Origin of the sequence: Aquitalea magnusonii, assembly GCF_003202035.1 — a bacterium.
GTDB lineage: Bacteria > Pseudomonadota > Gammaproteobacteria > Burkholderiales > Chromobacteriaceae > Aquitalea > Aquitalea magnusonii.
In genome coordinates this window covers 73565-98745 of sequence record NZ_QJKC01000015.1, presented here as the reverse complement: position 1 = coordinate 98745, position 25181 = coordinate 73565, and the positions used below count along the sequence as shown (strand labels likewise).

The window sequence follows — 25181 nt, the reverse complement described above, 5'->3', positions numbered from 1 at the left end:
AGCGGGCCTGAAATGAAAACAGGCGTAGTCCTTGTCCTGCAAGCAGGACTCGGACTGCGCCTATTACTGGCACAGATCAGACCGGCAGCTGCCGGTCGTCATGGCTTAGTGGTGGTGGCCGTGGGCACCGTGTACATGGCCGTGGCTGAGTTCTTCAGCGGTGGCGGCACGTACTTCGGTTACCTTGGCAACAAAGCGGATGGTCTGGCCAGCCAGCGGATGGTTGGCATCCACAATGGCCTTGCCGTCAGCGATGTCGGTCACGCGGAACAGCAGCACGTCGCCGGTTTCCGGATCGTCGGCTTCGAACATCATGCCGACCTCAACGTCTGCCGGGAACACGTCCAGATCTTCGACGCGGACCAGTTCTTCTTCCGGATCGCCGAAGGCGTCGTCCGGGGTCAGCTTGACGTCCACGGAGTCGCCAACTGCCTTGCCGTGCAGAGCCTCTTCCACCAGCGGGAAGATGCCATCATAGCCACCATGCAGGTAGGCAATCGGTTCTTCGGTTTTGTCGAGGAGAGTATTCTCCGCGTCGAACATCTCGTAGTGGAGGGTGACGACGGTATCTTTGGCGATTTGCATCAGAAATTGTCCGGGATGAAATGAAAAATCTTGACAGGGCAGGGAGCGCGAGACTTCCTTCTCCTGCAAGGAATGGTGCGGAACAGCCGCTTGAACGTATTGTAAACCATAGAAGGGCCTGCAAGCCCGTGAAACTGCCATGAAACCGATGACATTGCTGGGTGGACTCACCCCTGAACAATTTCTTAATGAATACTGGCAAAAAAAGCCGCTGCTGATTCGTGGTGCGCTGACCGATGTAGGGCCGCACGTTGATTTCAAATGCCTGTCCGAACTGGCGATGCAGGACGATGTTGAATCGCGCCTGATCGAAAACCGTAACGGCAAATGGCATCTGGAACGCGGCCCCTTCCGTCCCGCCCGTTTCCGCAAGCTCGGAGAAACCGACTGGACCATTCTGGTGCAGAACGTCAATCATCACTTGCCGCATATCGACAAAATCCTGTGGCAATTCGATTTCATTCCCTTTGCCCGGCTGGATGACCTGATGATCAGCTATGCCCCGCCGGGGGGCACGGTTGGCCCGCACTTCGACTCCTACGACGTGTTCCTGTTACAAGTGGGAGGGCGCAAGCGCTGGCAAATCTCCTCCCAGGCCGATGATGATTTCATCCCGGATGCCCCCATCCGGGTATTGCAGGATTTCCGCGTGGAAGAGGAGTTCGTGCTCGAGCATGGCGACATGCTCTATTTGCCGCCCAAGTGCGCACACTATGGCGTGGCGCTGGAGCCCGGCATGACTTACTCCATCGGCTTCCGTGCCGCGCCGACGCAGGAACTGGCCACACAATTCCTGGTGTATTTGCAGGATCGCATCTGCCTGGAGGGACGCTATGCCGACCCGGAATTGCAGCGACAGTCCGATCCGGCGCGCATCAGCGACGAGATGGTGGACAAGGTCAGCCAGATGCTCAGCCAGATCAGCTGGGACAAGCAGGTTGTCAGCGACTTCCTCGGCCATTACCTGACCGAACCCAAAGCGCATGTGTTCTACGATGCGCCGGAAGATGAGCTGGACGAAGACGAGTTTGCCGCTGCCCTGGGGGAGAAGGGGATCGAGCTGGACCGCAAGAGCCTCATCCTGTTCCATCATGGAATGTTCTATTGCAATGGTGAGCTTCTCGAAATCGAACCGGATGATGTTGCTGTGTGGCAACAGTTTGCCAATCAGCGTCGCTTGTCGGCTGCCGACATCAGGCCGTCGTTATTGGATCAGCTGTACCAAGGATACTTAACTGGTTATTGGCATTTTCCGCAGTCTGTAGCAAAATAACCACATCAGATGTTCAAATGTACACATAGCAAGGCTGCTACCCTGCTGCGATTGGCGTTCAAACGTCTATTTTGCCGGGAATGCTGCATTGCGGGAGGTTGCGGTGGGGGTGGTGGCGTTTTTGCTAGCTTGCCCCCCTACACAGCAATTTTTTTCGTGATACAATTTGCGCACTGAAAGATTTTCAGTCGCCCAGTCATTTCCAAAACAGCTTGGGCGATTAAATTGACGTCTTGTTAACTTATCTTTAAAGGTCAAGAAAAAATGAAACAGTCGCTCCTCGTTGCTGCCCTGCTGGCCGTTGCTCTGTCCGCTTGCGGTAAGAAGGCTGATGCTCCGGCTGAAGCTTCCGCTCCTGCTGTTGAAGCTTCCGCTCCGGCTGCTGACGCTTCCGCTCCGGCTGCTGACGCTTCCGCTCCGGCTGCTGACGCTTCCGCTGCTGCTGCTTCCGCTCCGGCTGCTTCCGCTGCTCAGTAATTCAGCGCGAAAGCACCAAAAACCGGCCTCGGCCGGTTTTTTTACGCCCATGTTCCGCAGAAGATGTGTATCACTGCCGGAGCAGGCAAGAAAAAAGCCCGCTTGTGCGGGCTTTTGTCTAGGAATGTACTGGCTTTACTGCAGTTCAGTCTGAAGCTTGGACAGGACCGATTTGGCAAAGCTGTCGGACAGCTGCTTGCCTTGCTTGTCCTGTACGGCAAGAGTACTCAGGCCATTGCCGACATCCTTGACCAGGATGCGGTATTCCGGCCCGGTGGGGCTGCTCTTGTCGTCGGCTTCCTTGCTCTTCCAGAAGGCCAGGCTGGACCAGAAACCACCGCTGGAGCTGCCGTCGTTCTTGTCCAGCTCACCCTTGGCAGGCTTCACATAGTAAATGCCTTGCGAGCGATCGCGGTCGTTGACCACCAGGCCGATACGATCGAGAGCCAGACCCACACGGCGCCATGCACGGTCGAAGCTGTCGTTGATGTTCAGCTTGCCATCCACAATCGCTTCTTTGGGCTTGTCTGCCGCAAGCTGGGTTTGCGTGAGCGCTTCCTTGGCCTTCTCTTCGGTAATGCCCATGCGGATCATGAAACGACCCAGCAGCTCGGCTTCCAGATTCGGGTCAACCGGACGCGGTTGCCACATGGTGTCCGATTTGCCTTCGTTGATGAAGGTTTCGTACATGCCGCGGTGCGAGAAGTAGATTTCGGTACCGTTGGCAGTTTTTTCCAGACGGATGCGGAATTTGTCACGCTCCGGAGTCGACATCGCACCACCCAGGCCCACGGTTTCCATCAGCTTGCGGATGCCGTCTGCCGGCAGCTTGGCACGGTTTTCGGCCCAGTCGGTTTCCATGATGCCGAGGTCAGGCTCTTCGGTCTTGATGACAAAACCGTTTTCCTGCCAGAAGGCTTTCAGTACCGGCCACAGTTCGGCGGGCGACTTGCCCTGCACGGCGAGCCAGCGTTGGGTGCCGGCACGCTCCATGGTGATATTGTCGATACTCTTGATGGCAACCGTTTCGTTCGTTACCGGCTGTGCTGCTACCTGCTGCGCGGCGGCGGCATTGCTGCTGTTGGCCAGTGCCGATGCACTGCCGGTGGCCGGAATCACATACTTGTTCTGGATTTGCGGTGCAGTCAGGTCTGGTGGTACTTCCAGCGAGTTACCCAGCTTGGGCGGCTCGGCGGACTTGTAGTCCAGCTTCTTTTCCAGCGGATTGGAGGTGCTGCAACCGGCGAGGATGCCGGTTGCCAGCAGAATCGCGGCAGGCGCGCTTCGTTTCATGCGGACTCCCTTGTCGTCAGGGGATTAGATGAGTTCAGCCTGCTTCATGGCGGCGGTCAGCTGCGGGCGCAGGCTTTCCGACATCACATGAAGGGGCAGGCGGATGCCGTCGGGGATCAGGCCCAGCTCTTGCAGTACCCATTTGGCCGGAATCGGATTGGGTTCGGCAAACAGCTGCTTGTGCAGACCCTGCAACTTGTCATTCAGCTGGCGAGCCAGCACGGTGTTGCCGGCGATGGCTGCAGCACACATCTGGCTCATCAGTTTCGGTGCCACATTGGAGGTGACCGAAATCACGCCATTGCCGCCGCACAGCATGAAGGCCATGCCGGTGGCGTCATCGCCGGAGTACAGTGCGAAGTCGGCCGGTACGCGGCTGATCAGGTCACATGCGCGGCCGATATCGCCAGTGGCGTCTTTGAGGCCGATGATGCCGGGTACCTGGGTCAGGCGCAGCACCGTGTCGTTATTCATGTCGGCAACGGTACGGCCCGGTACGTTATACAGGATCACCGGGATGTCGACACTTTCTGCAATGGCGCGGAAGTGGCGGTACATGCCTTCCTGGGTGGGCTTGTTGTAGTAGGGCACCACCGACAGGGTCATGTCGGCACCGGCCTGCTTGGCATGGGCGGCCAGTTCGATGGCTTCGGCGGTGGAGTTCGCCCCGGTGCCGGCGATGACCTTGACGCGACCCTTGGCTTGTTTGATGACGGCCTCGACGACCTGGATGTGTTCATCAACGGCCAGGGTGGCGGATTCGCCAGTGGTGCCGACGGCGACAATGCCGCTGGTTCCGTTGTCGATGTGGAAATCAACGAGGCGGGAAAGCGATTCGAAGTCGACCCGACCATCTGTGGTCATCGGGGTGACCAGGGCAACCAAGCTACCGGTAAGCATAGTTCTGCCTATATCTAGGGATGAGGATTCAAAGTCTTCGATTGTAGCGGAATTCCCCTACGGGTCAAAAGCATGTCATCGCATTTGGTGCAGGACTCCGGATTGAAAGCGGGCTGTGATAGAATCCTACGTTTTTCCGATACTTACGGCTGGACTGGCTGAAGGATCTCAAGCGTGATTACCACTAGCAACATTACCATGCAGTTTGGCGTGAAGCCTTTGTTTGAAAAGGTTTCCGTCAAGTTTGGCGAAGGCAACCGTTATGGCCTGATTGGTGCCAACGGTTCCGGCAAATCGACATTCATGAAAATTCTGGGCGGTGACCTGGAGCAGACCAGTGGCGAAGTGGCCATTGAAAACGGTCTGCGCCTGGGCAAGCTGCGGCAGGATCAGTTTGGCTATGAAGAGCAGCGCGTCATCGATGTCGTGCTGATGGGCCACACCGAAATGTGGTCGGCAATGAGCGAACGCGACGCCATCTATGCCAACCTCGAAGCCACCGAAGATGACTACATGCACGCGGCAGAACTGGAAGCCAAGTTCGCCGAGTACGATGGCTATACCGCCGAAGCCCGCGCCGGCGAGCTGTTGATGGGGGTGGGTATTCCGGTCGAGCAGCATTTCGGCCCGATGAGCGAAGTGGCACCGGGCTGGAAGCTGCGTGTCCTGCTGGCGCAGGCGCTGTTCTCCAATCCGGACATCCTGTTGCTGGATGAACCGACCAACAACCTGGACATCAACACCATTCGCTGGCTGGAAAATGTGCTGAACGAGCGCAATTCCACCATGATCATCATTTCCCACGACCGTCACTTCCTGAACTCCGTGTGTACCCACATGGCGGATCTGGACTACAACACCATTCGCATCTATCCGGGCAACTACGACGATTACATGATCGCCTCGGCCCAGGCGCGCGAACGCCAGTTGTCGTCCAACAGCAAGGCCAAGGAACGTATCCAGGAACTGCAGGAGTTCGTGGCGCGCTTCTCGGCCAACAAGTCCAAGGCACGCCAGGCGACTTCCCGCCTGAAGCAGGTGGACAAGCTGAAGTCCGAGATGGTGGAAGTGAAGCCATCCAGCCGTCAGAGCCCGTTTATCCGCTTTGAAACCGACGACCGCTTCAAGCTGCATCGTCAGGCGGTGGAAGTGGAAAACCTGAGCAAGGCTTACGATAGCAAAGTGCTGTTCAAGGACATGAGTTTCATCCTGGAAGCCGGTGCCCGTCTGGCGGTGATCGGCCCGAACGGTGCCGGTAAGACCTCGCTGGTCAAGTTGCTGGCCGGTGCGTTTGAACCTGCCTTTGCCGAGGGCCTGACAGCTGATTACGGCACGATCAAATGGGCAGAAAAAGCACAGATCGGTTATTTCGCCCAGGATCATGAAGCCGAGTTCGACAGCGACATGACACTGACCGAGTGGATGCGGCAGTGGGGACAGGAAGGCGACGACGAGCAAGTCATTCGCGGCACCCTGGGCCGACTGTTGTTTGGCGGCGACGAAGTGACCAAGCCGGTGCGGGTTCTGTCCGGTGGCGAGAAGGGCCGCATGCTGTATGGCAAGCTGCTGCTGCAAAAGCCCAATGTGATGATCATGGATGAACCGACCAACCACATGGACATGGAATCCATCGAGGCGCTGAACATGGCGCTGGAAAAGTACAAGGGCACGCTGATTTTCGTCTCGCACGACCGTCAGTTCGTCAGCTCGCTGGCCACCCATGTGCTGGAACTGGATGGCAAGGGCGGCTATGACTACTACACCGGCAATTACGAGGATTATCTGGCCAGCAAGGGTCTGGAGTAAGCCGGAATACTCGCGGCCGGCCTTGTCTTTGTCATCGTGACAGGCAGGCTAGAGCGATTGCTTTACCGACGGGAGCAGGTGCGCTATATTGCAGTGCGACATTGTGTTGCGCTGCAATAACGACAGCGCACGATGCTCCCGTTTTTACGTAGTGCCACATAATAATTACAAGACAAGAACAGGAACCTGATCTCGAATGGGTCGATGGTGGAGCCCGAAAGTCGACCCGTGATCGGGTTGCCTGCAACCTCAAGTTAATGAAGGAAGAACCATGCGATTGAAAGGGAAAGTCTCCATCATCACTGGCGGTGCCAGCGGCATCGGCAAGGCTACTGCGGAAAAGTTCGTCAAGGAAGGCGCCATCGTTGCCGTCTGTGACCTGAACCTTGACGTTGTCAATGCGGTGGTGGAAGAACTGAAGGCTCTGGGCGGGGAGGCTGTCGGCTACCAGGTCAACGTGACGGACAAGGCGCAGATCGCCGATATGGTTGGTGATCTGAAAGCACGCTTTGGCCGCATCGACGTACTGGTGAACAATGCGGGCATCGTGATGGATGCCCAGCTGATCAAGATGACCGACGATCAGTTCGACAAGGTGATCGACATCAACCTGAAGGGCGTGTACAACTGCGCCCGCGCCGTGGTGGATACCATGGTGGAGCAGGGTGGTGGTGTCATCCTGAACGCATCCTCGGTAGTCGGTGTGTATGGCAACTTCGGCCAGACCAACTACGCCGCCACCAAGTTTGGCGTGATCGGCTTCGTCAAGACCTGGGCCAAGGAATTGGGCAAGAAGGGCATTCGCGCCAACGCCGTATGTCCGGGCTTTGTGGCTACGCCCATCCTGAAATCCATGCCGGAAAAAGTGATCCAGGCCATGGAAGACAAGGTGCCGATGAAGCGCATGGCCGACCCGGCTGAAATCGCCAATGTCTATGCCTTCCTGGCATCGGACGAAGCCAGCTACATCAATGGCGCGGCAATCGAAGTAACCGGTGGCCTGACCCTGTAATTACGGCAGCTCATCAGTCAAAACGCCCCGGCATGCCGGGGCGTTTGTCTGTCTGCTGTCTTGTTTCAGTCGTCCAGATCGCTGTCGTGGGCCAGCAGGGCGGCATCCACTTCGCGTCGGTGCAGGTGGGGAGCAAACAGCTCGATAAAGGTGTAGGCAAAGCCACGCAGATAGGCATCCTTGCGAATGCCGATCTTGGTGGTGGACGGCTCGAACAGGTGACCGGCATCGATGATGCGCAAACCGGCATCACGGTTCGGCTCGAACGCCATGCTGGCGATGATGCCGATACCCAGGCCAAGCGAAACATAGGTCTTGATCACATCGGTATCGATCGCAGTGAGCACCACGTTCGGACTCAGCCCCTGATCAGCAAAGGCCTTGTTGATTTTGGAGCGGCCGGCAAAGGCAAAGTCGTAAGTGACAATCGGATAACTGGCAATATCGGCCAGCGTAATCGGCCGTTCCAGTTGCAATAGCGGATGATCCTGCGGCACCACCACCGAACGGTTCCATTCATAGCAGGGCAGCATGGCCAGCTCCTTGTAGAGCGCAATGCCTTCGGTTGCCACCGCCAGATCGGCCTCGCCGGACACCACCATTTCGCAGATCTGGGTCGGACTGCCCTGTTTGATGGAGAGTCTGACCTTGGGATAGCGTTGCACAAAGGCTGCAATCGTGGGCGGCAGGGCGTAGCGGGCCTGGGTATGGGTGGTGGCAATGGTCAGCGCCCCTTCCGATTCCCGCGAAAATTCGTCACCCACCCGTTTCAGGTTCTGTGCTTCACGTAGAATGCGCTCGGAAATGCGCAGCACTTCCTTGCCCGGCTCGGAAACCGACACCACGCGCTTGCCGTTGCGAATGAATACCTGAATGCCCAGCTCGTCTTCCAGCAGGCGAATCTGTTTGGAAATGCCGGGCTGAGAAGTATGCAGCTTTTCCGCTGCTTCGGAGACATTCAGGCCCTGTTTGGCCACTTCGACCAGATAGCGCAGCTGTTGCAGTTTCATAAGACGGGCGTATTCCATAAAACCTGTAGGCATTAAATACTAACACAATATTCTTTTAGGTTTATATGGGGCTTGGGTAGGATGGTGCCCTAGCCAGACTATACCTATGTGGAGCGCTCGATGAGCCTGGATGTGAAACTTGCCGCAACCCAAGCCTTGCTGACGGAAATTGCCGCCAAGCACCCGGATGCGGTGCTGGCCAACAGCTATGGCGCCGAAGACATGGTGCTGACCGATCTGATCGCCCGCCTGGCCCTGCCGCTGCAGGTGTTCAGCCTGGATACCGGGCGCCTGCCAGCGGAAACCTACACCCTGATGCAGCAGGTGGCCGAGCGCTACCCGGCCTTGCCGGTCAAGGTGTACTTCCCGCAGACCGAGGCCACCGAGGCCTACGTCAATACCCATGGCATCAATGGTTTCTATCACAGCGTGGAACTGCGCAAATCCTGTTGCCAGATTCGCAAGATCGAGCCGCTCAAGCGCGCACTGGCGGGGAAGTCCGCCTGGATTACCGGCCTGCGTCGCGAACAGTCGCCTACGCGCCAGGACTTGGGCAATCAGGAATTCGATGCCGACAATGGCCTGATGAAATTCAATCCGCTGATCGAATGGACCGAGGCCGAAGTGTGGGAATACATCCGCAGCAACGATGTGCCCTATAACGCCCTGCATGATCAGCGTTACCCCTCCATCGGCTGTGCCCCCTGTACCCGTGCGATCACCGTCGGTGAGGACGTGCGTGCAGGCCGCTGGTGGTGGGAAAACCCCGAATCCAAAGAGTGCGGCCTGCACATCAAGGCAAGCCCGCTCAAGCGCCCAGCATAAGGCTGGCCGGCCAGCACAGGCCAACCTTACCCAAGGACATCCAACCATGTACCGTTATGATGAAGTCGACCACCGCATTGTGCGCGAGCGTGTCGAGCAGTTTCGTGATCAGACTCAGCGCTTTCTGGCGGGTCAGCTGTCCGAAGATGAATTCCGCCCGCTGCGGCTGATGAATGGCCTGTATGTTCAGCGCCATGCCCCCATGCTGCGGGTGGCCATTCCCTATGGCCATCTGGCAAGCCGTCAATTGCGCAAGCTGGCGCACATTGCCCGCACCTATGACAAGAATTACGCCCACTTCACCACGCGTCAGAACATCCAGTTCAACTGGCCGGAGCTGGCGCGGGTGCCGGATATTCTGGCCGAACTGGCCGAAGTGGAAATGCATGCCATCCAGACCTCCGGCAACTGCGTGCGCAACACCACCACCGACGCCTTTGCTGGCGTAGCACAGGACGAATTGCTCGACCCGCGCGCCTATTGCGAAATCATCCGCCAGTGGAGCACCCTGCATCCGGAATTCGCCTTCCTCCCGCGCAAGTTCAAGATTGCCGTTTCCGGCAGCGTGGAAGATCGCGCCGCGACACAAGTACACGATATCGGCCTGCATGTGGTGCGTAATGACGCGGGTGAAGTCGGCTTCAAGGTGATCGTCGGCGGTGGTCTGGGACGTACCCCCATTGTGGGTGAAGTGGTGAAGGAATTCTTGCCCACCCGCCATCTGCTGACCTATCTGGATGCGGTACTGCGCGTCTATAACCGTTTTGGTCGCCGTGACAACAAGTACAAGGCGCGCATCAAGATTCTGGTCAAGGCCATGACTGTTGAGGGCTTTGCCGCCAAGGTCGAAGACGAATGGATGCATTTGAAGGACGGCCCCTCCACCCTGCGGGATGTGGATGTCTCCCACTATGCCTCCTTCTTCACCGACCCCGACTACGAACAGCTGTCAGCCAATCCGCCTGAGTTCAGCAGCAAACTGGCTGAAGAACCGGCCTTTGCCCGCTGGGTGGAGCGTAATACTCGTCCTCACAAACAGGCCGGCTATCGTTCTGTCGTACTGTCATTGAAGAAGACCGGCGTCCCCCCGGGCGATATCACCGCCGAGCAGATGGACGCCGCTGCCGACTGGGCCGACCGTTTCGGTTACGGTGAGCTGCGTGTGGCACACGAACAAAACCTGATTCTGCCGGATGTGCGTGAGCGCGACCTGTATGAAGTATGGCAACTGGCCAAGAGCCAGGGCTTTGCCACACCGAACATCGGCCTGCTGACCGACATCATCTGCTGCCCGGGTGGTGACTTCTGCAGCCTGGCCAATGCACGCTCCATTCCGGTGGCGGAAGCGATCCAGACCCGTTTCGAGGATCTGGACTACCTGTTTGACCTGGGAGACATCGACTGCAATTTCTCCGGTTGCATGAATGCCTGTGGTCATCATCACATCGGTAATATCGGCATCCTGGGCGTCGACAAGAACGGCGAGGAGTGGTACCAGATCACCCTTGGCGGCAGCCAGGGCAGCCACACCACCATCGGCAAGGTGATTGGCCCTTCGTTTGCCCAGGCCGATGTGCCTCTGGCCTTCGAAAAAATCATGACCGTGTACCTGGAACAGCGCGCAGCCGGCGAGCGCTTTATCGAAACCGTACGCCGTATTGGCCTCGACCCCTTCAAGGAGCGCGTTTATGCAAAGCATCATTAAAGATGGCCAGATTGTTCAGGATGGCTGGCAGATCCTGCGTGCCGATGCCGAGGGACAGTATCCGGCGGTCGCCCCCGACGTCGACGTGATCGTACCGCTGTCGCAATGGCTGGCCGACAAGGCCGGCTGGCAGGCCCGGCCCGGCCGGACTGCCGTCTGGCTGGCTCCGGCTGATGATCCGCAGCTGCTGGCGGCCGATCTGGCGGCGCTGCCGCTGGTGGCGGTGGATTTTCCAGCCTTTACTGATGGGCGAGGTTACAGTCTGGGACGACTGTTGCGCGAACGATACAGCTATGCCGGTGAGTTAAGAGCCTTGGGCGACGTGTGGGTGGATTTGCTGCACTATCTCTGGCAGGTTGGCTTCAATGCCTTTGAAATCAAGGATGGCAAAGCGATTGACAGCGCGCTGTCCGGATATGACACCTTCACGGAACGTTACCAGTCCACCCATCGTGAACCGCTTCCCCTGTTTCGTCGCCGTGTAACATCGTTGTGATAGTGTCGTGTTAATGATACAGAAGTGCTGAATTTTGCCTGATTTTTGATGCTTTTTTGCAACATGTTGTCTGCAGCAGCTGTCGTGCTGTGTTGACACCGGGTGGACGCATTTCTATAGTGCCCGTTAACTGCATAAACACAGTTTGGCGCTTACCCTGTTGTTTGCAGTAGAATTGTCCGCGTGGTGTTTGCGTCAACCGCATCAATACCGATTCATAGATAAAAGAGGGAATAATATGACTAAACAGCTGAAACTGAGCGCCCTGGTTGCTGCTCTGCTGGTTTCTGCTAGCGCGTTCGCAGCTAAGCCGGGCTACACCGTAGATCAAAGCACCGACGCCGTTTCCCGTAACAACTACGGCGAATGCTGGCACACTGCTTACTTCGACAAGGCCAAGGACGGTCTGGTTGAGTGTGGCGATCGCGAAGCTGCCAAGCCGGCTGCTCCGGTAGCACAAGCTCCCAAGGCTGCTCCGGTTTCCGTCAAGGAACACGTCACCCTGTCCGCCAAGGTTCTGTTCAACTTCGACAAGGCCACCCTGCGTACTGATGCCAAGAACGAACTGGATCCGCTGGTTGCCAAGCTGAAGGCCCACGCTGGTCAAGGCGTTCTGAACGGTGTTGAAATCGACGGCTACACCGACTTCATGGGTAGCGACAAGTACAACAACGCCCTGTCGCAGAAGCGTGCTGATGCTGTCAAGGAATACTTCGTAAACGCTGGTGTACCGGCTGAGAAGGTGACTGCAGTTGGCAAGGGCAAGGCTGATGCCAAGATGACTGACGAGTGCAAGTCCAAGTTCCCGAAGTATGCCAAGAACAAGAAGCAAAATGCTGAAATCAAGGCCTGCATCGAGCCGGATCGTCGTGTTGACGTAGTGATCGACGCTGTCAAGGTTGTTACCCAGCAGTAATCTGCCACGGTAGACCTGAAAAGCCCCACGCAAGTGGGGCTTTTTTGTTTTGCACCATCGGTGCGCTTGGCTGGACGCTGCGCGCTGCGCACGGCTACAATCGTAAGTTTTCAGGATGCTAGGCAGCACATGCAGGTATTTCTAGGAGACCCGCGACGCTTTGGGCTCGCTGGCTGTGCATTGACCATCGGCAATTTCGATGGCGTGCATCTGGGCCACCAGCACATGCTGCAGCGCCTCAAGGAAGAGGCCAAGGCCCGTTCCTTGCCCACTGCGCTGCTGACGTTCGAACCGCACCCGCGCGAGTTTTTCACCCGCAGCAATCCGCCGGCCAGGCTATCCACCTTGCGCGACAAGTGTAGTTTTCTGCGCGAACTGGGCCTGCTGGATTACGTGTTTGTCTTTCGTTTCAACCAGCGTTTTGCCGGCATGAGCGCAGAAGCCTTCATCCAGGATGTGCTGGTACGTGATCTGAAAACCCGTTATTTGCTGATCGGTGACGATTTCCAGTTTGGTGCTGCCCGCAAGGGGAATTTCGACTTGCTGTCCGCCTGTCCGGATTTTGTCACCGAGGCCATGCCGTCGGTGCTGGTCCAGGGCGAGCGCGCATCCAGTACCCTGGTGCGCGAGCGGCTGGCACTGGGCGACCTGGATGCGGCCAATGCCTTGCTGGGGCGCTGCTATCAGCTGTCTGGCAAGGTGATGCATGGCAAGAAGCTGGGGCGGACCATCGGTTTTCCCACCATCAATGTCCATCTGCCACACCTGAAGCCGGCCTTGCAGGGCGTGTTTGTGGTAGAAGTAGAGACCCCCTTTGGTCGCAAGGGAGGGGTGGCCAGCCTGGGGTTGAACCCCACGGTCAGCACCAGCAGCGACTACAAGCTTGAAGCACATCTGTTTGATTTCTCTGGCGATCTGTATGGCCAGCGCGTCACGGTGCGCTTCCTGAAGAAACTGCGCGATGAAGAGCGCTATGACAATTTGCCGGCACTGGTGGCGCAGATCGAACGCGATGCTGCCAGTGCCCATACCTATTTGACCAGTTTGCAGCGAGAGCAGGCATGAGCATCGATTACCGTAAAACCGTCAACCTGCTGGATACCCCGTTCGCCATGCGAGGGGATCTGGCCAAGCGCGAACCTGCCTGGGTCAAGCGCTGGCAGGAACAGAAGCGCTACGACAAGGTACGCAAACTGTCGGCCGGCCGTCCCAAATTCATCCTGCACGACGGCCCGCCGTATGCCAATGGCGACATTCATATCGGCCATGCCGTCAACAAGGTGCTGAAGGACATCATTGTCCGCTCCAAGACCCTGGCCGGCTTTGATGCCCCCTATGTGCCGGGCTGGGATTGCCACGGCCTGCCTATCGAGTTGATGGTGGAAAAGCTGCATGGCAAAGCGATTCCGGCGGCCAAGTTCCGCGAACTGTGTCGCGAGTATGCCAAGGAGCAGATTGCCCGCCAGAAAAAGGACTTCATCCGTCTGGGCGTGCTGGGTGACTGGGATAATCCCTATCTCACCATGGACTTCAAGACCGAAGCCGACATCGTGCGTACCTTGGGCACCATCTACAGCAATGGCTACCTGTTCAAGGGTGAAAAGCCGGTGCACTGGTGTATCGAGTGCGGTTCGGCACTGGCCGAGGCCGAAGTCGAATACGAAGACAAGAACTCCCCGGCCATTGATGTTGGCTTCAAGGTACTGGACAGCGACAAGCTGGCAGCCGCGTTTGGCCTGACCGAAGCGCAGGTGAGCGATGCGCGTGCCGTCATCTGGACCACCACGCCCTGGACCCTGCCGGCCAACCAGGCGGTGGCCGTGAGTGCCACGCTGACTTACCAGTTGATCGACACGCCCAAGGGCAAGCTGATCCTGGTCAAGGAGCTGGCCGAGTCCGCCCTGCAGCGCTATGGCTTTGCCGATACTGTTGTTCTGGGCGAAACCACCGGCGCGCAACTGGACATGATCCAGTTGCAACACCCCTTCTATGCACGCAACGTGCCGCTGATCTGTGGCGATCACGTCACCACCGATGCCGGTACCGGCCTGGTCCACACCGCACCGGCACATGGTCTGGAAGACTTCCAGGTGGGACAGCAATATGGCTTGCCCATCGACAATCCGGTGGCCGACGATGGCCGTTACAAGTCGACCACCGAGCTGTTTGCCGGCCTCACGGTATGGGAAGCCAACCCCAAGGTCATCGAAACCCTGGAGCAACATGGTGCCCTGATCCATCAGACACGCCTGCTGCATAGCTACCCGCACTGCTGGCGTCACAAGACGCCCATCATTTTCCGTGCCACGGCCCAATGGTTCATTGGCATGGACAAGGCCGGCAAGGATGGCGTGGCATTGCGTGAGCGTGCCAAGAGCGCAGTGGATGCCACCGAATTCTTCCCGGCCTGGGGACGAGCCCGGCTGGAAGCCATGATCGGTAACCGCCCCGACTGGTGCGTATCGCGCCAGCGTAACTGGGGTGTGCCGATGACCTTCTTCGTGCACAAGGAAAGCGGTGAGCTGCATCCGCGTTCGCTGGCCTTGCTGGAAGAAGTGGCGCTGCGTATCGAACAGCAGGGCATCGAAGCCTGGTTCAGCCTGGATGCCCGCGAATTGCTGGGCGACGAGGCCGACCAGTATCGCAAGCTTTCCGACACGCTGGACGTGTGGTTCGATTCCGGCTCCACCCACTTTGCCGTGCTCAAGCAGCGTGCCGAGCTGGCCTGGCCGGCCGACCTGTATCTGGAAGGCAGTGACCAGCATCGCGGCTGGTTCCAGTCCTCCTTGCTCACCGGCTGCGCCACCATCGGCCGCGCACCGTACAAGCAATTGCTGACCCACGGTTTCGTGGTGGATGGCAAGGGCCTGAAGATGTCCAAGTCCAAGGGCAATGTGGTGGCGCCGCAGAAGGTCAATGACAGCCTGGGTGCCGACATCCTGCGCCTGTGGGTGGCATCGACCGATTACTCCGGTGAACTGGCCATTTCCGACGAAATCCTCAAGCGGGTGACCGAGAGCTACCGCCGCCTGCGCAATACCCTGCGTTTCCTGCTGGCCAACCTGTCGGATTTCGATCCGCTGGACAATGCCGTGCCGTTTGGCGAAATGCTGGAACTGGATCAGTACGCCTTGCTGATGGCGCGCCAGGTGCAGGAGCGTGTGGCGGGCGAGCTGTACACCCGCTATGCCTTCCACCATGCGATGCAGGAGGTGGTGAATTATTGCTCGGAAGATCTGGGCGCCTTCTACCTCGACATCATCAAGGATCGCCTGTACACCACCCAGGCCGACAGCCGTGCCCGTCGCAGCGCCCAGACCGCCTTGTACCACCTCAGCCGCAGCCTGCTGCTGCTGATCGCACCGGTGCTGTGCTTTACCGCTGATGAAGCCTGGGAAGTGCTGACCAAGAGCGATGAAGAATCCACGCTCTTCCATACCTGGCATGAGTTCCCTGCGCTGAGCAGCGCCAGCGAGCAAGCCTTGCAGCAGAAGTGGGACGCCATCCGCGGCCTGCGTGCCCAGGTCAACAAACAGATCGAAGCATTGCGCAGTGCCGATCAACTCGGTTCCTCGCTGCAGGCCGAGCTGGATATCGAAGCCGCCGGCGAGCTGTACCAGCACCTGGCCAGCCTGGGTGAGGATCTGAAGTTTGTGCTGATCGTGTCGGCGGTACGGGTCAAGGAAGCAGATGAAACCCGCATCACGGTCACGCCGTCCACTTACCAGAAATGTGAGCGTTGCTGGCACTATCGTGCCGATGTCGGGTCACATGCTGGTCATGGCGCGGTGTGTGGACGCTGCGTGGACAATATCGATGGCAAGGGCGAGCAGCGGGCTCACGCCTGATCTGGCCTGATTCGGCTCCCGGGTCTGGACCCGGGAGCGTCCTGGCGGCAAGGGATGTAATGCAATGGAATCCGTAATGAGTGCGCCTCACGCCAAAAGCTGGCCCAAGTGGATGGGGCTGGTGCTGCTGGTCATCGTGCTGGACCAGTTGTCCAAGATCTATTTCAACAGCCAGTACCAGTTTGGCGAAATGCGGGATGTCATTCCCGGCTATTTCAGCTTTACCCTGATCTACAATCCGGGCGCTGCCTTCAGCTTTCTGCGCGATGCCGGAGGCTGGCAAAAGTATTTGTTCACCCTGCTGGCGCTGGGTGTGTCCGGCTATCTGGGATGGAACATCATCAAGGGACGCTTTACCGGCCTGATGAATGTCGCAGCCAGCTTCATCATCGGTGGCGCCATCGGCAATGTGATCGACCGTCTGGCCTATGGCCATGTGGTGGATTTCATCCTGGTGCATTACCAGCACAGCTGGTACTACCCGGCCTTCAATCTGGCTGACTCCTTCATCTGTGTCGGTGCCGTGCTGATGGTGCTGGACAGCATGAAACAGCCCAAATCTGCCTGATACCCGTTTTTGTACCGTCGCCGCTGGCGGCGGTCTTTCTGTAAGGATTGCTGATGACGAAGACCATCATGCTGGCCAATCCCCGTGGCTTTTGTGCCGGGGTAGACCGGGCCATCGCCATCGTCGAGCGTGCCATCGAAAAGTTTGGCGCCCCCATTTATGTGCGTCACGAGGTGGTACACAACCGCTTCGTGGTGGAAAACCTGCGCGCCAAGGGGGCGGTGTTCATTGAAGAGCTGAGGGATGTGCCGGCAGGCAGCACCCTGGTGTATTCGGCGCACGGTGTGCCGCTGTCGGTGCGCGCCGAAGCCGAGGCGCTGGGCCTGCAAGTGTTCGATGCCACCTGTCCACTGGTCACCAAGGTGCATGTCGAGGTCAAGCGCATGCACCAGGCAGCAATGGAAATCATCATGATCGGCCATGCCGGCCATCCTGAGGTGGAGGGCACCATGGGGCAGGTGGAGGGCGGCATGTATCTGGTGGAAAACGTTGCCGATGTCGCCAAGCTGCAGGTGCGCAATCCGCAAGCCTTGTCCTATGTCAGCCAGACCACGCTGTCGGTGGATGAAACCCGCGACATCATCACTGCCCTGAAAGCACGTTTCCCGGGTATTACCAGTCCGAAAAAGGACGATATCTGCTATGCCACGCAGAATCGCCAGGATGCCGTCAAGGTGCTGGCCGACGAGTGCGATATCGTGATCGTGGTGGGATCGCCCAATAGCTCCAACTCCAATCGCCTGCGTGAAGTCGCGGCGCTGAAGGGGGTTGATGCATATATGGTCGACAATGCCAGCCTGCTGCAGGAAGCCTGGTTTGCCGGCAAGCAGCGGGTGGGCGTGACTGCCGGTGCCAGTGCGCCGGAAGTGCTGGTGCAGGCTGTCATCGAACAGATCCGTCAATATGGTGCGCAAGACGTTGCCGAGCTGGACGGTGTGGAGGAGTCGACAGTATTCGCGTTGCCGGCGGGCTTGCGCGACAAATAACGCTGGTGGCGATGCCATAAAAAAAGCTCTGCAAATGCATGCAGAGCTTTTTTTATGGCTAGCCGCGCAGGTTTCAGCTGCTTTTCCTGGGTTTGCCGCCATAGTGCTGGGTGATCTCGCTGGCAGCCTGCATGACCAGCGATCCCAGATGGGTGACGCGCTCATCCGGGATGCGCGATTTCGGGCCGGATACCGAGATGGCGGCGAATGCCTGACTGCTTTCGTCATAGATGCAACTGGCCACGCAGCGCAGGCCCAGTGCATGTTCGCCATCGTCAAATGCAAAGCCCTGTTGCTGAATCCGCACTAGCTGTTCCTTGAGCAGGGCGGGGGTGGTGATGGTGTGCTCGGTGTAATGCGGCAAGCCGGTTTTTTGCAAGATGCGGTTCAGGTGTTCTGCATCCTGGGCCGCCAGAAAAGCCTTGCCTGCGGCTGAGGCGTGCAAGGGCAGGCGACCGCCAATCGGTGCGAGCATGCGCATCAGTTCGCGGCATTGCACTTGGCCCACCACCACGCTTTGCCAGGCATCGGTGTCGAACACCACCAGATTGCTGGTCTCACCGGCGGCCTCCATGGTGCGGCGCAATACCGGCATTGCGAGGGTGGACAGGTCGCGGCTGCCAAGAAAGCCGCTGCCTACGGTAAAGGCCCGCACACCGATGCTCCATAGTCCCAAATCGCCGGTCTGCTGCACAAAACCCATTTGCTGCATGGTGCTGAGCAAGCGGTGGGTGGTGGAATTGGGCAGGCCCACCTGCATGGAAAGGTCGGTCAGCATGATGCCGGCAGGCGCTTCGGCAATTCGCTCCAGCAATACCAGACCGCGGGTCAGTGACTGCACCTGGCCTGTACTGGCGCTTCCGCCATCGGCGCGTTTGCGGGTGGGGGGGCGCGGGGTGCTGTCGGCTTTGGCCATATGTCCTCGTGGCATGGGCGGATGGGAAGTTCGTTGCGATTTTACGCCTTAGGTACAGTTGGGTGTAGCTATTACTGATGGCATGGCAGTTTTTTTGTGTTTTGGTATTTGTTTTCTTTATTTTTATTTGTGTAACAAAATGATTTTAATGGAAAAATTATCAAAAAACAAAATAATGGAAACCATTTCCATTATTTGTTGACTATGTTTCTGTGCTGCGGGATAGTTGAAGCCATGCTGGGCCATGACCAAGGTGGTGAGGCCGGCCTAATTCAGGAGCAATCCATGGCCAAAATGAGAGCAATCGAAGCAGCCGTTCATATCTTGAGCAAGGAGGGCGTGGACACGGTTTTTGGCGTACCGGGAGCCGCCATCAACCCGCTGTATGCCGCCATGAAAAAGATCGGCGGCATCCGCCATCTGCTGGCGCGCCATGTGGAAGGCGCATCGCACATGGCCGAGGGATACACCCGCGCCCGTGCCGGCAATATCGGCGTCTGCATTGGCACATCAGGTCCGGCGGGTACCGACATGATTACCGGCCTGTATTCTGCCGCGGCCGACTCCATTCCCATTCTGTGCATCACCGGCCAGGCGCCGCGTTCCCGCTTGCACAAGGAAGATTTCCAGGCCGTCGACATCAAGGAGATCGCCCGGCCGGTGGCCAAGTGGACGACAACCGTGATGGAACCGGCCCAACTGCCGGGTGCCTTGCAGCAGGCCTTTCACCTGATGCGTTCCGGTCGCCCGGGTCCGGTCTTGCTCGACCTGCCTTTTGATGTGCAGATGGCCGAGATCGATTTCGACCCGGAAACCTATCAGCCGCTGGCCGTGTTCAAGCCGACCGCCAGCCGTGCCCAGCTGGAAAAGGCATTGAGCATGCTGCTCGAGGCAGAGCGTCCGTTGATCGTCGCCGGCGGCGGCGTCATCAATGCCAATGCGTCGACACTGCTGACCACCTTTGCCGAGATCGTGCAGGTGCCGGTGATTCCCACGCTGATGGGCTGGGGCTGCATACCGGACGACCATCCGCTGATGGCAGGGATGGCCGGCCTGCAAACCTCCCACCGCTACGGCAATGCCAGCTTGCTGGCGGCGGATTTTGTCCTTGGTATCGGTAATCGCTGGGCCAATCGTCATACCGGTTCGGTCGATGTCTATACCGCCGGGCGCAAGTTCGTGCATATCGATATCGAACCCACCCAGATTGGTCGGGTGTTTGCTCCTGATTACGGCATCGTGTCCGATGCCGCCAGCGCGCTGAGCCTGCTGATCGATATCGCCCGCGAATGGCAGGAGCAGGGGCGTTTGCCGACGCGTCCGCAGTGGCGCGATGCCTGCCAGCGCCGCAAGAGCAGCATGCTGCGCCGTAGTGATCATGGCAACGTACCGATCAAGCCAATGCGGGTATACGAGGAAATGAACCGCTTTTTCGGCAAGAACACCCGCTATGTCAGCACCATCGGCCTGTCGCAGATTGCGGCAGCGCAATTCCTGCATGTCTATCACCCGCGCAACTGGATCAATTGCGGCCAGGCCGGCCCGCTGGGCTGGACCATTCCGGCCGCCATCGGCGCCAAGGTGGCGGACCCCTCTACCGCTGTCGTCGCCATTTCCGGTGATTACGACTTCCAGTTCATGCTGGAAGAACTGGCCGTTGGCGCACAGTTCCGTGTCCCCTACATCCATGTCTTGGTGAATAACAGCTACCTCGGCCTGATTCGTCAGGCGCAGCGTCAGTTTGATATCGATTACTGCGTGCAGCTCAGTTTTGAAAACATCAATGCCCCGGAACTGGGCAGTTATGGTGTCGATCATGTTCGCGTGGTGGAGGGGCTGGGCTGCAAGGCCGTGCGCGTGCGCGACCCGGCGCAGCTGGCATCCGGCCTGGCCGAGGCACAGCGGCTGATGGAACAGCATGCGGTGCCGGTGGTGGTGGAGGTCATTCTGGAAAGAGTCACCAATATCGCCATGGGGGCAGAAATCAATGCCATCAACGAGTTTGAAGACATCATCGACCTGCCGGTCTGATGTGCTTGCCACCTTTATCGGGAGAGTCTTATGCCAAGATTTGCTGCCAATCTGACCATGTTGTTTGGCGAGGTCGATTTCCTGTCGCGTTTTCAGGCGGCCGCCGCTGCCGGTTTCCATGGTGTGGAGTACTTGTTTCCCTATGCCTACGACAAGCTGCAGCTGGCCGAGCAGCTGGACAAGCATAGGCTGGTGCAGGTGCTGCATAACCTGCCCGCCGGGAATTGGGAGGCCGGAGAGCGTGGCATTGCCTGCCTGCCCGACCGCGTCGGCGAGTTTCAGGATGGGGTGGGTGAAGCCATCGCCTATGCCAAGGCTTTGGGATGTCGCCAGTTGAATGTACTGGCCGGCATTCGTCCGGCGGGAGTCGATGCCGACACGGTGGAGGAAACCCTCTACAACAATGTGCGCTTTGCTGCCAATGCGTTGCGGGCCGAGGGGATCAAATTGCTGGTCGAGGCCATCAATACCTTTGACATCCCGGGATTTGCGCTATCGCGCACCCGCCAGGTACTGGCCCTGATACGGGATATCGGCAGTGACAATCTGTTTGTCCAGTACGACATCTATCACATGCAGCGCATGGAAGGCGAACTGGCGCAGACCCTGCAGTCGCAGCTGGCGCACATCGCCCATATCCAGCTGGCTGACAACCCTGGTCGGCACGAGCCCGGAACGGGCGAAATCAATTATCCCTATCTGTTCCGTTTGCTGGATGAAATCGGCTATCAGGGCTGGATAGGCTGCGAGTACAAACCGCGCAATGGCACCCAGGCCGGCCTGGCCTGGGCCAAGCAATATCTTTCCTGAACAGACAGAAGGAGATGGCAATGAAGATAGGATTCATTGGACTGGGCATCATGGGCGCGCCCATGGCCGGGCATCTGCTACAAGCCGGCCATACCTTGTTTGTCAATTCGCGCAGCGGCCTGCCGTCGTCCCTGACCGGCCAGCCCCTGACGCTGTGTGAAACGGCCCGGCAGGTGGCCCAGCAGACCGAAGTCATCATTTTGATGTTGCCGGATACCCCGGATGTGGGCGAGGTATTGTTTGGTGCCGGAGGAGTGGCGGAGGCCGAGCTGGCCGGCAAGGTTGTAGTCGACATGTCGTCGATCTCTCCACTGGACACCAAACAGTATGCCCAGCGTATCGAACAGCTGGGCGGCCACTATCTGGACGCACCGGTATCCGGTGGCGAAGTGGGAGCCAAGGCGGCAACCCTCTCCATCATGGTCGGTGGGCCGCAGGCGGTATTCGAGCGCTTGCTGCCGGTGCTGCAATTGATGGGCAAGAACATCACCCGGGTCGGTGAAAATGGTGACGGTCAGACAGCCAAGGTGGCCAACCAGATGATTGTGGCACTGACGATAGAAGCGGTGGGCGAAGCGCTGTTGTTTGCGGCACGTGCCGGTGCTGACCCGGCCAAGGTGCGTCAGGCGCTGCTGGGCGGTTTTGCCTCGTCGAGGATTCTCGAAGTGCATGGCGAACGCATGGTCAAGCGGGCTTTTGATCCTGGCTTCCGCATCTCCCTGCATCAGAAGGACTTGAACCTGGCCTTGTCCAATGCCCAGAAAATGGCCCTGGCCCTGCCGGCAACGGCACTGGCACAGCAATTATTCAATAGCTGCGTGGCACAGGGCGGGGCAGCCTGGGATCACAGCGCCATGGTCCGGGCGCTGGAGCAATTGTCAGACTTTGCCATCCCGGCCCAGTAAGGCAGCTGGCAGCCAGCCGCCATCAAGACGGATGTGAAAAAAGGGGCGGAGAAATCCGCCCCTTACTGATTGCTGACAAGGCTGTTTATCACACCGGGCCCTGTCGCGCCGTTTCATTCAACCACTGTATGCGTCAGCAGACCGGCTGACAGGCTGAGCCAGCTGTTGCCCGGCAGTGTCAAACGGCCTGCCAGCAGCCGGGCCATGCTCCCTTCGTGTCCTGCCTGCTTTTGCTATGGCTGCCACTGGGCAATCAGTTGACGCTCCTCTTCGCTCATCTTGGTTGTGTTGGCCAGCGGCATGTATTTGCTGGCGACAGCCTGTTTGATCTTGAGGTAATGCAAGCGGATGTCCCGCTCATTATCCAGCCGGATACCCGCTGGTGCTGCGGCAAAGCCCGGCTGGCTTGGTTTGGCGGCATGGCAGGCGACGCAACGTTGATGCAGCACACTGGCAACGCTCTGCATCCCGCTGTCCTTGCCCTTGTCCTCTGCCTGGGTGCTGGCAGAGGGTGTGACATGGCTGCTGGCTGCGCTTGCGCTGTTAGTCGCATTGTCGCTCGGCGTGCTGGAGGGGGCGGCAATCATGCCGATGACCAGCAGCATGATGGCGCTGGCAGCCAGCAGGGTCAGTACGTTCTCGCCACGGTGACGCAGTACAAAATATTGCCTGATCAAGGCGCCGGCCAGGATGAACAACACCATGATGAACCAGGCCGTGTCATTGCTATAGGCAAAGGCATAGTGATTGCTGATCATCAGGAACACGACCGGCAGGGTGAAGTAGGTGTTATGCACCGATCTTTGCTTGCCGCGTTTGCCATCCAGCGGATTGGGCGCTTCTCCGGCCTGTAGCGCGGCCACCATCCGCCGCTGGCCGGGGATGATCCAGAACAGCACATTGGCCGACATGCAGGTGGCCATGACCGCGCCGGTCAGCAGAAAGGCGGCGCGCCCCTGGAAGACATGGGCGCTGAAGTAAGCCACGCCGGCCATCATGAACGCCACTGCCACGCTCAGCAGGCCATCGCGCTGCATTTCCGGGCTGATGCGGCGACATAGTTCGTCGTAAACCAGCCAGCCGACGATGAGCAGGGCAATGGCCGCGATATTGACCTCGGTCGGCGTCAGCACGGCGGCCCAGGCCCATGGGCTGGCCGGATTGGCCAGATAGACCGCCGGGTTGCTCAGATAGAGCAGGCAGAGCAAGGCAAAGCCGGACAGCCAGGTGGTGTAGGACTTCCAGAACGACCAGTGCAGTTTGTCATCCAGCGGAAAAGGCGGGCGGGTCAGATATTTCTGGTTGTGATAAAAGCCGCCGCCATGCACCGAGGACATCTCACCCAGCAGGTCATAACGCGGGTCTTGCTCTCCCTTGGGTGGGGTAAGGCTGTTGTCCAGCATGACAAAGTAGATGGACTCGCCAATCCAGGCAATGGCGGCGATCACGTGCAACCAGCGTAGCAGCAGGTTGCCGAACTCGAGGAGGTAGCTTTCCATGAGCGAAGTTCCTGATCGAAAGTAGGGGTCAACTACCGCGGTAGGTCGAGTACGTCCAGGGCGTGACGACCAGCGGGACGTGATAGTTTTCGGCTGGATTGGCAATGCCAAAGCGCAGTACCACCTGATCGACAAAACAGGGCTGTGCCAGATCCACCCCCTGGCTGGCGAAATAGTCGCCGGCATGAAAAACCAGCTCATACACCCCGGCCTGCATGGCCGCACCAGACAGGAGCGCCTCGTCGCAGCGGCCATCCTCGTTGGTATCAAAGCGGCGCAGCAGCGTGCGTCCCTCTTCTTGTATCCGGTACAGCTCACCGTGCACCCCGGCCGCGGGGCGGCCATGCATGGTGTCCAGCACGTGTGTGGAAAGTTTTCCCATTTGTTTGTCTCCGATGTGCCAGCCCTGCGCGGTTTGTGAGCGGCGGGCTGTTGTTGTTGTGCAAAGCATGGGCGATTTGAGTTGACGATATTGTTTTATCCTGTCGATAATTGTCAACAATATTTTGGAAGTCATTACCGTATTGTGGAAATTGTAAAAATGAACAATCATCAATGGCCTGTGCAGGAAGGGGAGGACGTCATGGCTGCACCGCCGGCCTCCAGCTGGCGTGACGAAGGCCAGCCGCCGGGCGAAGTGGATCGGCTGTACCTGGAAATCTTCGATGCGGTGATCGACCAGCGTCTGCGGCCAGGCGTCAAGCTGACCGAGGCCGTGCTGTGCGATGCGTTTGCCTGTTCGCGCAGCACGGTACGAGCGGCATTGGCCCAGTTGCAGCATGACAAGATTGTTGAGCTGCAGCCCAATCGCGGGGCATTTGTGGCGCAGCCGGACATCAAGGAAACCCGCGATGTGTTCGAGGCCAGACGTATGGTGGAGGCTGCCATTCTGGATAAATTGCTGAGCCTGCCCGATTTGCCAGATCGCCTGCAGCAGTTGTGGCAAATGGTGCGGCAGGAGCGGGCGGCTTTCGAGCGACAGGACCGGGTCAGCTGGATTCGCCTGTCCAATGCCTTTCATGTGCAGCTGGTGCGTCTGGCGGAAAACGAGGTACTGACCGAATTGATGAACAGCCTGTGTTCGCGCACCTCGCTCATCATCGCCCTGTACGACAAGCCGGGATGCAGTGCCTGCTCATTCGATGAGCATGAGCAGATCCTGCAGCAGTTGTCCCGGGGAGACCGACAAGGGGCGCAGCACGCCATGCGGCAGCATTTGCAGGATTGCGAAGAGCGCATGCATTTTGCCGACAGAAATGTACCTGATCCATGGACGATGTTTCATCGCCAGCTTTAGTGGCCCAAGACCGAAGGAGTTCA

At 58.4% G+C, this 25181-nt stretch carries 22 protein-coding genes; 15 read left to right on the top strand and 7 right to left on the bottom strand.

Going from position 1 to position 25181, the window contains the following annotated elements:
• Positions 1-105 precede the first annotated feature (105 nt).
• Entirely contained in the window at positions 106-585 is a 480-nt protein-coding gene (locus DFR38_RS15950; RefSeq protein ID WP_059287093.1) for an FKBP-type peptidyl-prolyl cis-trans isomerase, read from the bottom strand.
• A 139-nt stretch (positions 586-724) separates the two neighbouring features.
• Between DFR38_RS15950 and DFR38_RS15945 the strand changes: the two genes are divergently transcribed.
• Complete coding sequence (locus tag DFR38_RS15945; RefSeq protein WP_059287092.1) at positions 725-1858, top strand: ribosomal protein uL16 3-hydroxylase; 1134 nt, start codon at positions 725-727, stop codon at positions 1856-1858.
• A 612-nt stretch (positions 1859-2470) separates the two neighbouring features.
• On the opposite strand, the gene bamC is transcribed toward DFR38_RS15945, so the two are convergent.
• Both bamC and dapA read right to left on the bottom strand, forming a co-directional pair.
• Complete coding sequence (gene bamC / locus DFR38_RS15935) at positions 2471-3628, bottom strand: outer membrane protein assembly factor BamC (RefSeq protein WP_059287091.1); 1158 nt, start codon at positions 3626-3628, stop codon at positions 2471-2473.
• A 24-nt stretch (positions 3629-3652) separates the two neighbouring features.
• Positions 3653-4528: a 4-hydroxy-tetrahydrodipicolinate synthase gene (dapA, locus tag DFR38_RS15930; protein WP_059287090.1), complete on the bottom strand. Its 876-nt coding sequence runs from the start codon at positions 4526-4528 to the stop codon at positions 3653-3655.
• Positions 4529-4702: 174 nt separating this feature from the next.
• Between dapA and DFR38_RS15925 the strand changes: the two genes are divergently transcribed.
• Together DFR38_RS15925 and fabG are read left to right on the top strand one after the other, a co-directional pair.
• Positions 4703-6334, top strand: coding sequence for an ABC-F family ATPase (locus DFR38_RS15925; protein WP_110313618.1), 1632 nt, complete (start codon positions 4703-4705; stop codon positions 6332-6334).
• A gap of 271 nt (positions 6335-6605) precedes the next feature.
• Positions 6606-7346 carry a 3-oxoacyl-ACP reductase FabG gene (gene fabG / locus DFR38_RS15920; RefSeq protein ID WP_059287468.1) on the top strand — a complete coding sequence of 247 codons (741 nt, stop codon included), beginning with the start codon at positions 6606-6608 and terminating at the stop codon, positions 7344-7346.
• A 65-nt stretch (positions 7347-7411) separates the two neighbouring features.
• On the opposite strand, the gene cysB is transcribed toward fabG, so the two are convergent.
• Positions 7412-8356: an HTH-type transcriptional regulator CysB gene (gene cysB, locus DFR38_RS15915; protein ID WP_059287469.1), complete on the bottom strand. Its 945-nt coding sequence runs from the start codon at positions 8354-8356 to the stop codon at positions 7412-7414.
• A 120-nt stretch (positions 8357-8476) separates the two neighbouring features.
• On the opposite strand from cysB, the gene DFR38_RS15910 reads away from it, so the two are divergent.
• From DFR38_RS15910 to ispH, 8 genes are all read left to right on the top strand, one after another.
• Positions 8477-9181, top strand: coding sequence for a phosphoadenylyl-sulfate reductase (locus DFR38_RS15910; protein WP_059287470.1), 705 nt, complete (start codon positions 8477-8479; stop codon positions 9179-9181).
• Between the two features lie 46 nt (positions 9182-9227).
• Complete coding sequence (locus DFR38_RS15905) at positions 9228-10886, top strand: nitrite/sulfite reductase (protein WP_110313617.1); 1659 nt, start codon at positions 9228-9230, stop codon at positions 10884-10886.
• Complete coding sequence (locus DFR38_RS15900; protein ID WP_110313616.1) at positions 10870-11382, top strand: DUF934 domain-containing protein; 513 nt, start codon at positions 10870-10872, stop codon at positions 11380-11382. The genes DFR38_RS15905 and DFR38_RS15900 overlap by 17 nt, the downstream gene beginning before the upstream one ends.
• A 238-nt stretch (positions 11383-11620) precedes the next feature.
• Positions 11621-12298 carry an OmpA family protein gene (locus tag DFR38_RS15895; protein WP_110313615.1) on the top strand — a complete coding sequence of 226 codons (678 nt, stop codon included), beginning with the start codon at positions 11621-11623 and terminating at the stop codon, positions 12296-12298.
• A 129-nt stretch (positions 12299-12427) separates the two neighbouring features.
• Positions 12428-13363, top strand: coding sequence for a bifunctional riboflavin kinase/FAD synthetase (locus tag DFR38_RS15890; RefSeq protein ID WP_059285786.1), 936 nt, complete (start codon positions 12428-12430; stop codon positions 13361-13363).
• Complete coding sequence (gene ileS, locus DFR38_RS15885) at positions 13360-16146, top strand: isoleucine--tRNA ligase (protein ID WP_059285785.1); 2787 nt, start codon at positions 13360-13362, stop codon at positions 16144-16146. The genes DFR38_RS15890 and ileS overlap by 4 nt, the downstream gene beginning before the upstream one ends.
• A 76-nt stretch (positions 16147-16222) precedes the next feature.
• Complete coding sequence (lspA, locus tag DFR38_RS15880; RefSeq protein WP_059285784.1) at positions 16223-16714, top strand: signal peptidase II; 492 nt, start codon at positions 16223-16225, stop codon at positions 16712-16714.
• Between the two features lie 53 nt (positions 16715-16767).
• Positions 16768-17700 carry a 4-hydroxy-3-methylbut-2-enyl diphosphate reductase gene (gene ispH, locus DFR38_RS15875; RefSeq protein ID WP_059285783.1) on the top strand — a complete coding sequence of 311 codons (933 nt, stop codon included), beginning with the start codon at positions 16768-16770 and terminating at the stop codon, positions 17698-17700.
• A 73-nt stretch (positions 17701-17773) separates the two neighbouring features.
• Here ispH and iclR read toward each other — a convergent pair whose 3' ends face one another.
• Positions 17774-18616: a glyoxylate bypass operon transcriptional repressor IclR gene (gene iclR / locus DFR38_RS15870; protein WP_059285782.1), complete on the bottom strand. Its 843-nt coding sequence runs from the start codon at positions 18614-18616 to the stop codon at positions 17774-17776.
• Between the two features lie 285 nt (positions 18617-18901).
• Here iclR and gcl point away from each other — a divergent pair, with 285 nt between their 5' ends.
• Genes gcl through DFR38_RS15855 form a run of 3 tightly spaced genes read left to right on the top strand, consistent with a single transcriptional unit; the run spans position 18902 to position 22362 of the window.
• A complete protein-coding gene (gene gcl / locus DFR38_RS15865; protein ID WP_059285790.1) occupies positions 18902-20647 on the top strand; it encodes a glyoxylate carboligase in 1746 nt (581 codons plus the stop codon).
• Positions 20648-20677: 30 nt separating this feature from the next.
• Complete coding sequence (hyi, locus tag DFR38_RS15860; protein WP_059285781.1) at positions 20678-21457, top strand: hydroxypyruvate isomerase; 780 nt, start codon at positions 20678-20680, stop codon at positions 21455-21457.
• A gap of 20 nt (positions 21458-21477) precedes the next feature.
• Positions 21478-22362 (top strand): 2-hydroxy-3-oxopropionate reductase, encoded by an 885-nt coding sequence (locus tag DFR38_RS15855; RefSeq protein ID WP_082693412.1) that lies wholly within the window; start codon positions 21478-21480, stop codon positions 22360-22362.
• A 233-nt stretch (positions 22363-22595) separates the two neighbouring features.
• On the opposite strand, the gene DFR38_RS15850 is transcribed toward DFR38_RS15855, so the two are convergent.
• Both DFR38_RS15850 and uraH read right to left on the bottom strand, forming a co-directional pair.
• The gene (locus tag DFR38_RS15850; protein ID WP_059285779.1) at positions 22596-23861 is read right to left on the bottom strand and encodes a urate hydroxylase PuuD; all 1266 of its coding nucleotides are present in this window, start codon (positions 23859-23861) and stop codon (positions 22596-22598) included.
• Between the two features lie 28 nt (positions 23862-23889).
• Complete coding sequence (gene uraH / locus DFR38_RS15845; protein WP_059285778.1) at positions 23890-24243, bottom strand: hydroxyisourate hydrolase; 354 nt, start codon at positions 24241-24243, stop codon at positions 23890-23892.
• Between the two features lie 159 nt (positions 24244-24402).
• On the opposite strand from uraH, the gene DFR38_RS15840 reads away from it, so the two are divergent.
• Positions 24403-25158 (top strand): GntR family transcriptional regulator, encoded by a 756-nt coding sequence (locus DFR38_RS15840; RefSeq protein ID WP_199053329.1) that lies wholly within the window; start codon positions 24403-24405, stop codon positions 25156-25158.
• The last annotated feature ends 23 nt before the right edge of the window (positions 25159-25181 follow it).

Excerpts from the sequence above, each read along its gene's own strand:
- DFR38_RS15950 (WP_059287093.1), bottom strand. The coding sequence starts at position 585 with ATGCAAATCGCCAAAGATACCGTCGTCACCCTCCACTACGAGATGTTC.
- DFR38_RS15945 (WP_059287092.1), top strand. The coding sequence starts at position 725 with ATGAAACCGATGACATTGCTGGGTGGACTCACCCCTGAACAATTTCTT.
- bamC (WP_059287091.1), bottom strand. The coding sequence starts at position 3,628 with ATGAAACGAAGCGCGCCTGCCGCGATTCTGCTGGCAACCGGCATCCTC.
- dapA (WP_059287090.1), bottom strand. The coding sequence starts at position 4,528 with ATGCTTACCGGTAGCTTGGTTGCCCTGGTCACCCCGATGACCACAGAT.
- fabG (WP_059287468.1), top strand. The coding sequence starts at position 6,606 with ATGCGATTGAAAGGGAAAGTCTCCATCATCACTGGCGGTGCCAGCGGC.
- cysB (WP_059287469.1), bottom strand. The coding sequence starts at position 8,356 with ATGAAACTGCAACAGCTGCGCTATCTGGTCGAAGTGGCCAAACAGGGC.
- DFR38_RS15910 (WP_059287470.1), top strand. The coding sequence starts at position 8,477 with ATGAGCCTGGATGTGAAACTTGCCGCAACCCAAGCCTTGCTGACGGAA.
- DFR38_RS15905 (WP_110313617.1), top strand. The coding sequence starts at position 9,228 with ATGTACCGTTATGATGAAGTCGACCACCGCATTGTGCGCGAGCGTGTC.
- DFR38_RS15900 (WP_110313616.1), top strand. The coding sequence starts at position 10,870 with ATGCAAAGCATCATTAAAGATGGCCAGATTGTTCAGGATGGCTGGCAG.
- DFR38_RS15895 (WP_110313615.1), top strand. The coding sequence starts at position 11,621 with ATGACTAAACAGCTGAAACTGAGCGCCCTGGTTGCTGCTCTGCTGGTT.
- DFR38_RS15890 (WP_059285786.1), top strand. The coding sequence starts at position 12,428 with ATGCAGGTATTTCTAGGAGACCCGCGACGCTTTGGGCTCGCTGGCTGT.
- ileS (WP_059285785.1), top strand. The coding sequence starts at position 13,360 with ATGAGCATCGATTACCGTAAAACCGTCAACCTGCTGGATACCCCGTTC.
- lspA (WP_059285784.1), top strand. The coding sequence starts at position 16,223 with ATGAGTGCGCCTCACGCCAAAAGCTGGCCCAAGTGGATGGGGCTGGTG.
- ispH (WP_059285783.1), top strand. The coding sequence starts at position 16,768 with ATGACGAAGACCATCATGCTGGCCAATCCCCGTGGCTTTTGTGCCGGG.
- iclR (WP_059285782.1), bottom strand. The coding sequence starts at position 18,616 with ATGGCCAAAGCCGACAGCACCCCGCGCCCCCCCACCCGCAAACGCGCC.
- gcl (WP_059285790.1), top strand. The coding sequence starts at position 18,902 with ATGGCCAAAATGAGAGCAATCGAAGCAGCCGTTCATATCTTGAGCAAG.
- hyi (WP_059285781.1), top strand. The coding sequence starts at position 20,678 with ATGCCAAGATTTGCTGCCAATCTGACCATGTTGTTTGGCGAGGTCGAT.
- DFR38_RS15855 (WP_082693412.1), top strand. The coding sequence starts at position 21,478 with ATGAAGATAGGATTCATTGGACTGGGCATCATGGGCGCGCCCATGGCC.
- DFR38_RS15850 (WP_059285779.1), bottom strand. The coding sequence starts at position 23,861 with ATGGAAAGCTACCTCCTCGAGTTCGGCAACCTGCTGCTACGCTGGTTG.
- uraH (WP_059285778.1), bottom strand. The coding sequence starts at position 24,243 with ATGGGAAAACTTTCCACACACGTGCTGGACACCATGCATGGCCGCCCC.
- DFR38_RS15840 (WP_199053329.1), top strand. The coding sequence starts at position 24,403 with ATGAACAATCATCAATGGCCTGTGCAGGAAGGGGAGGACGTCATGGCT.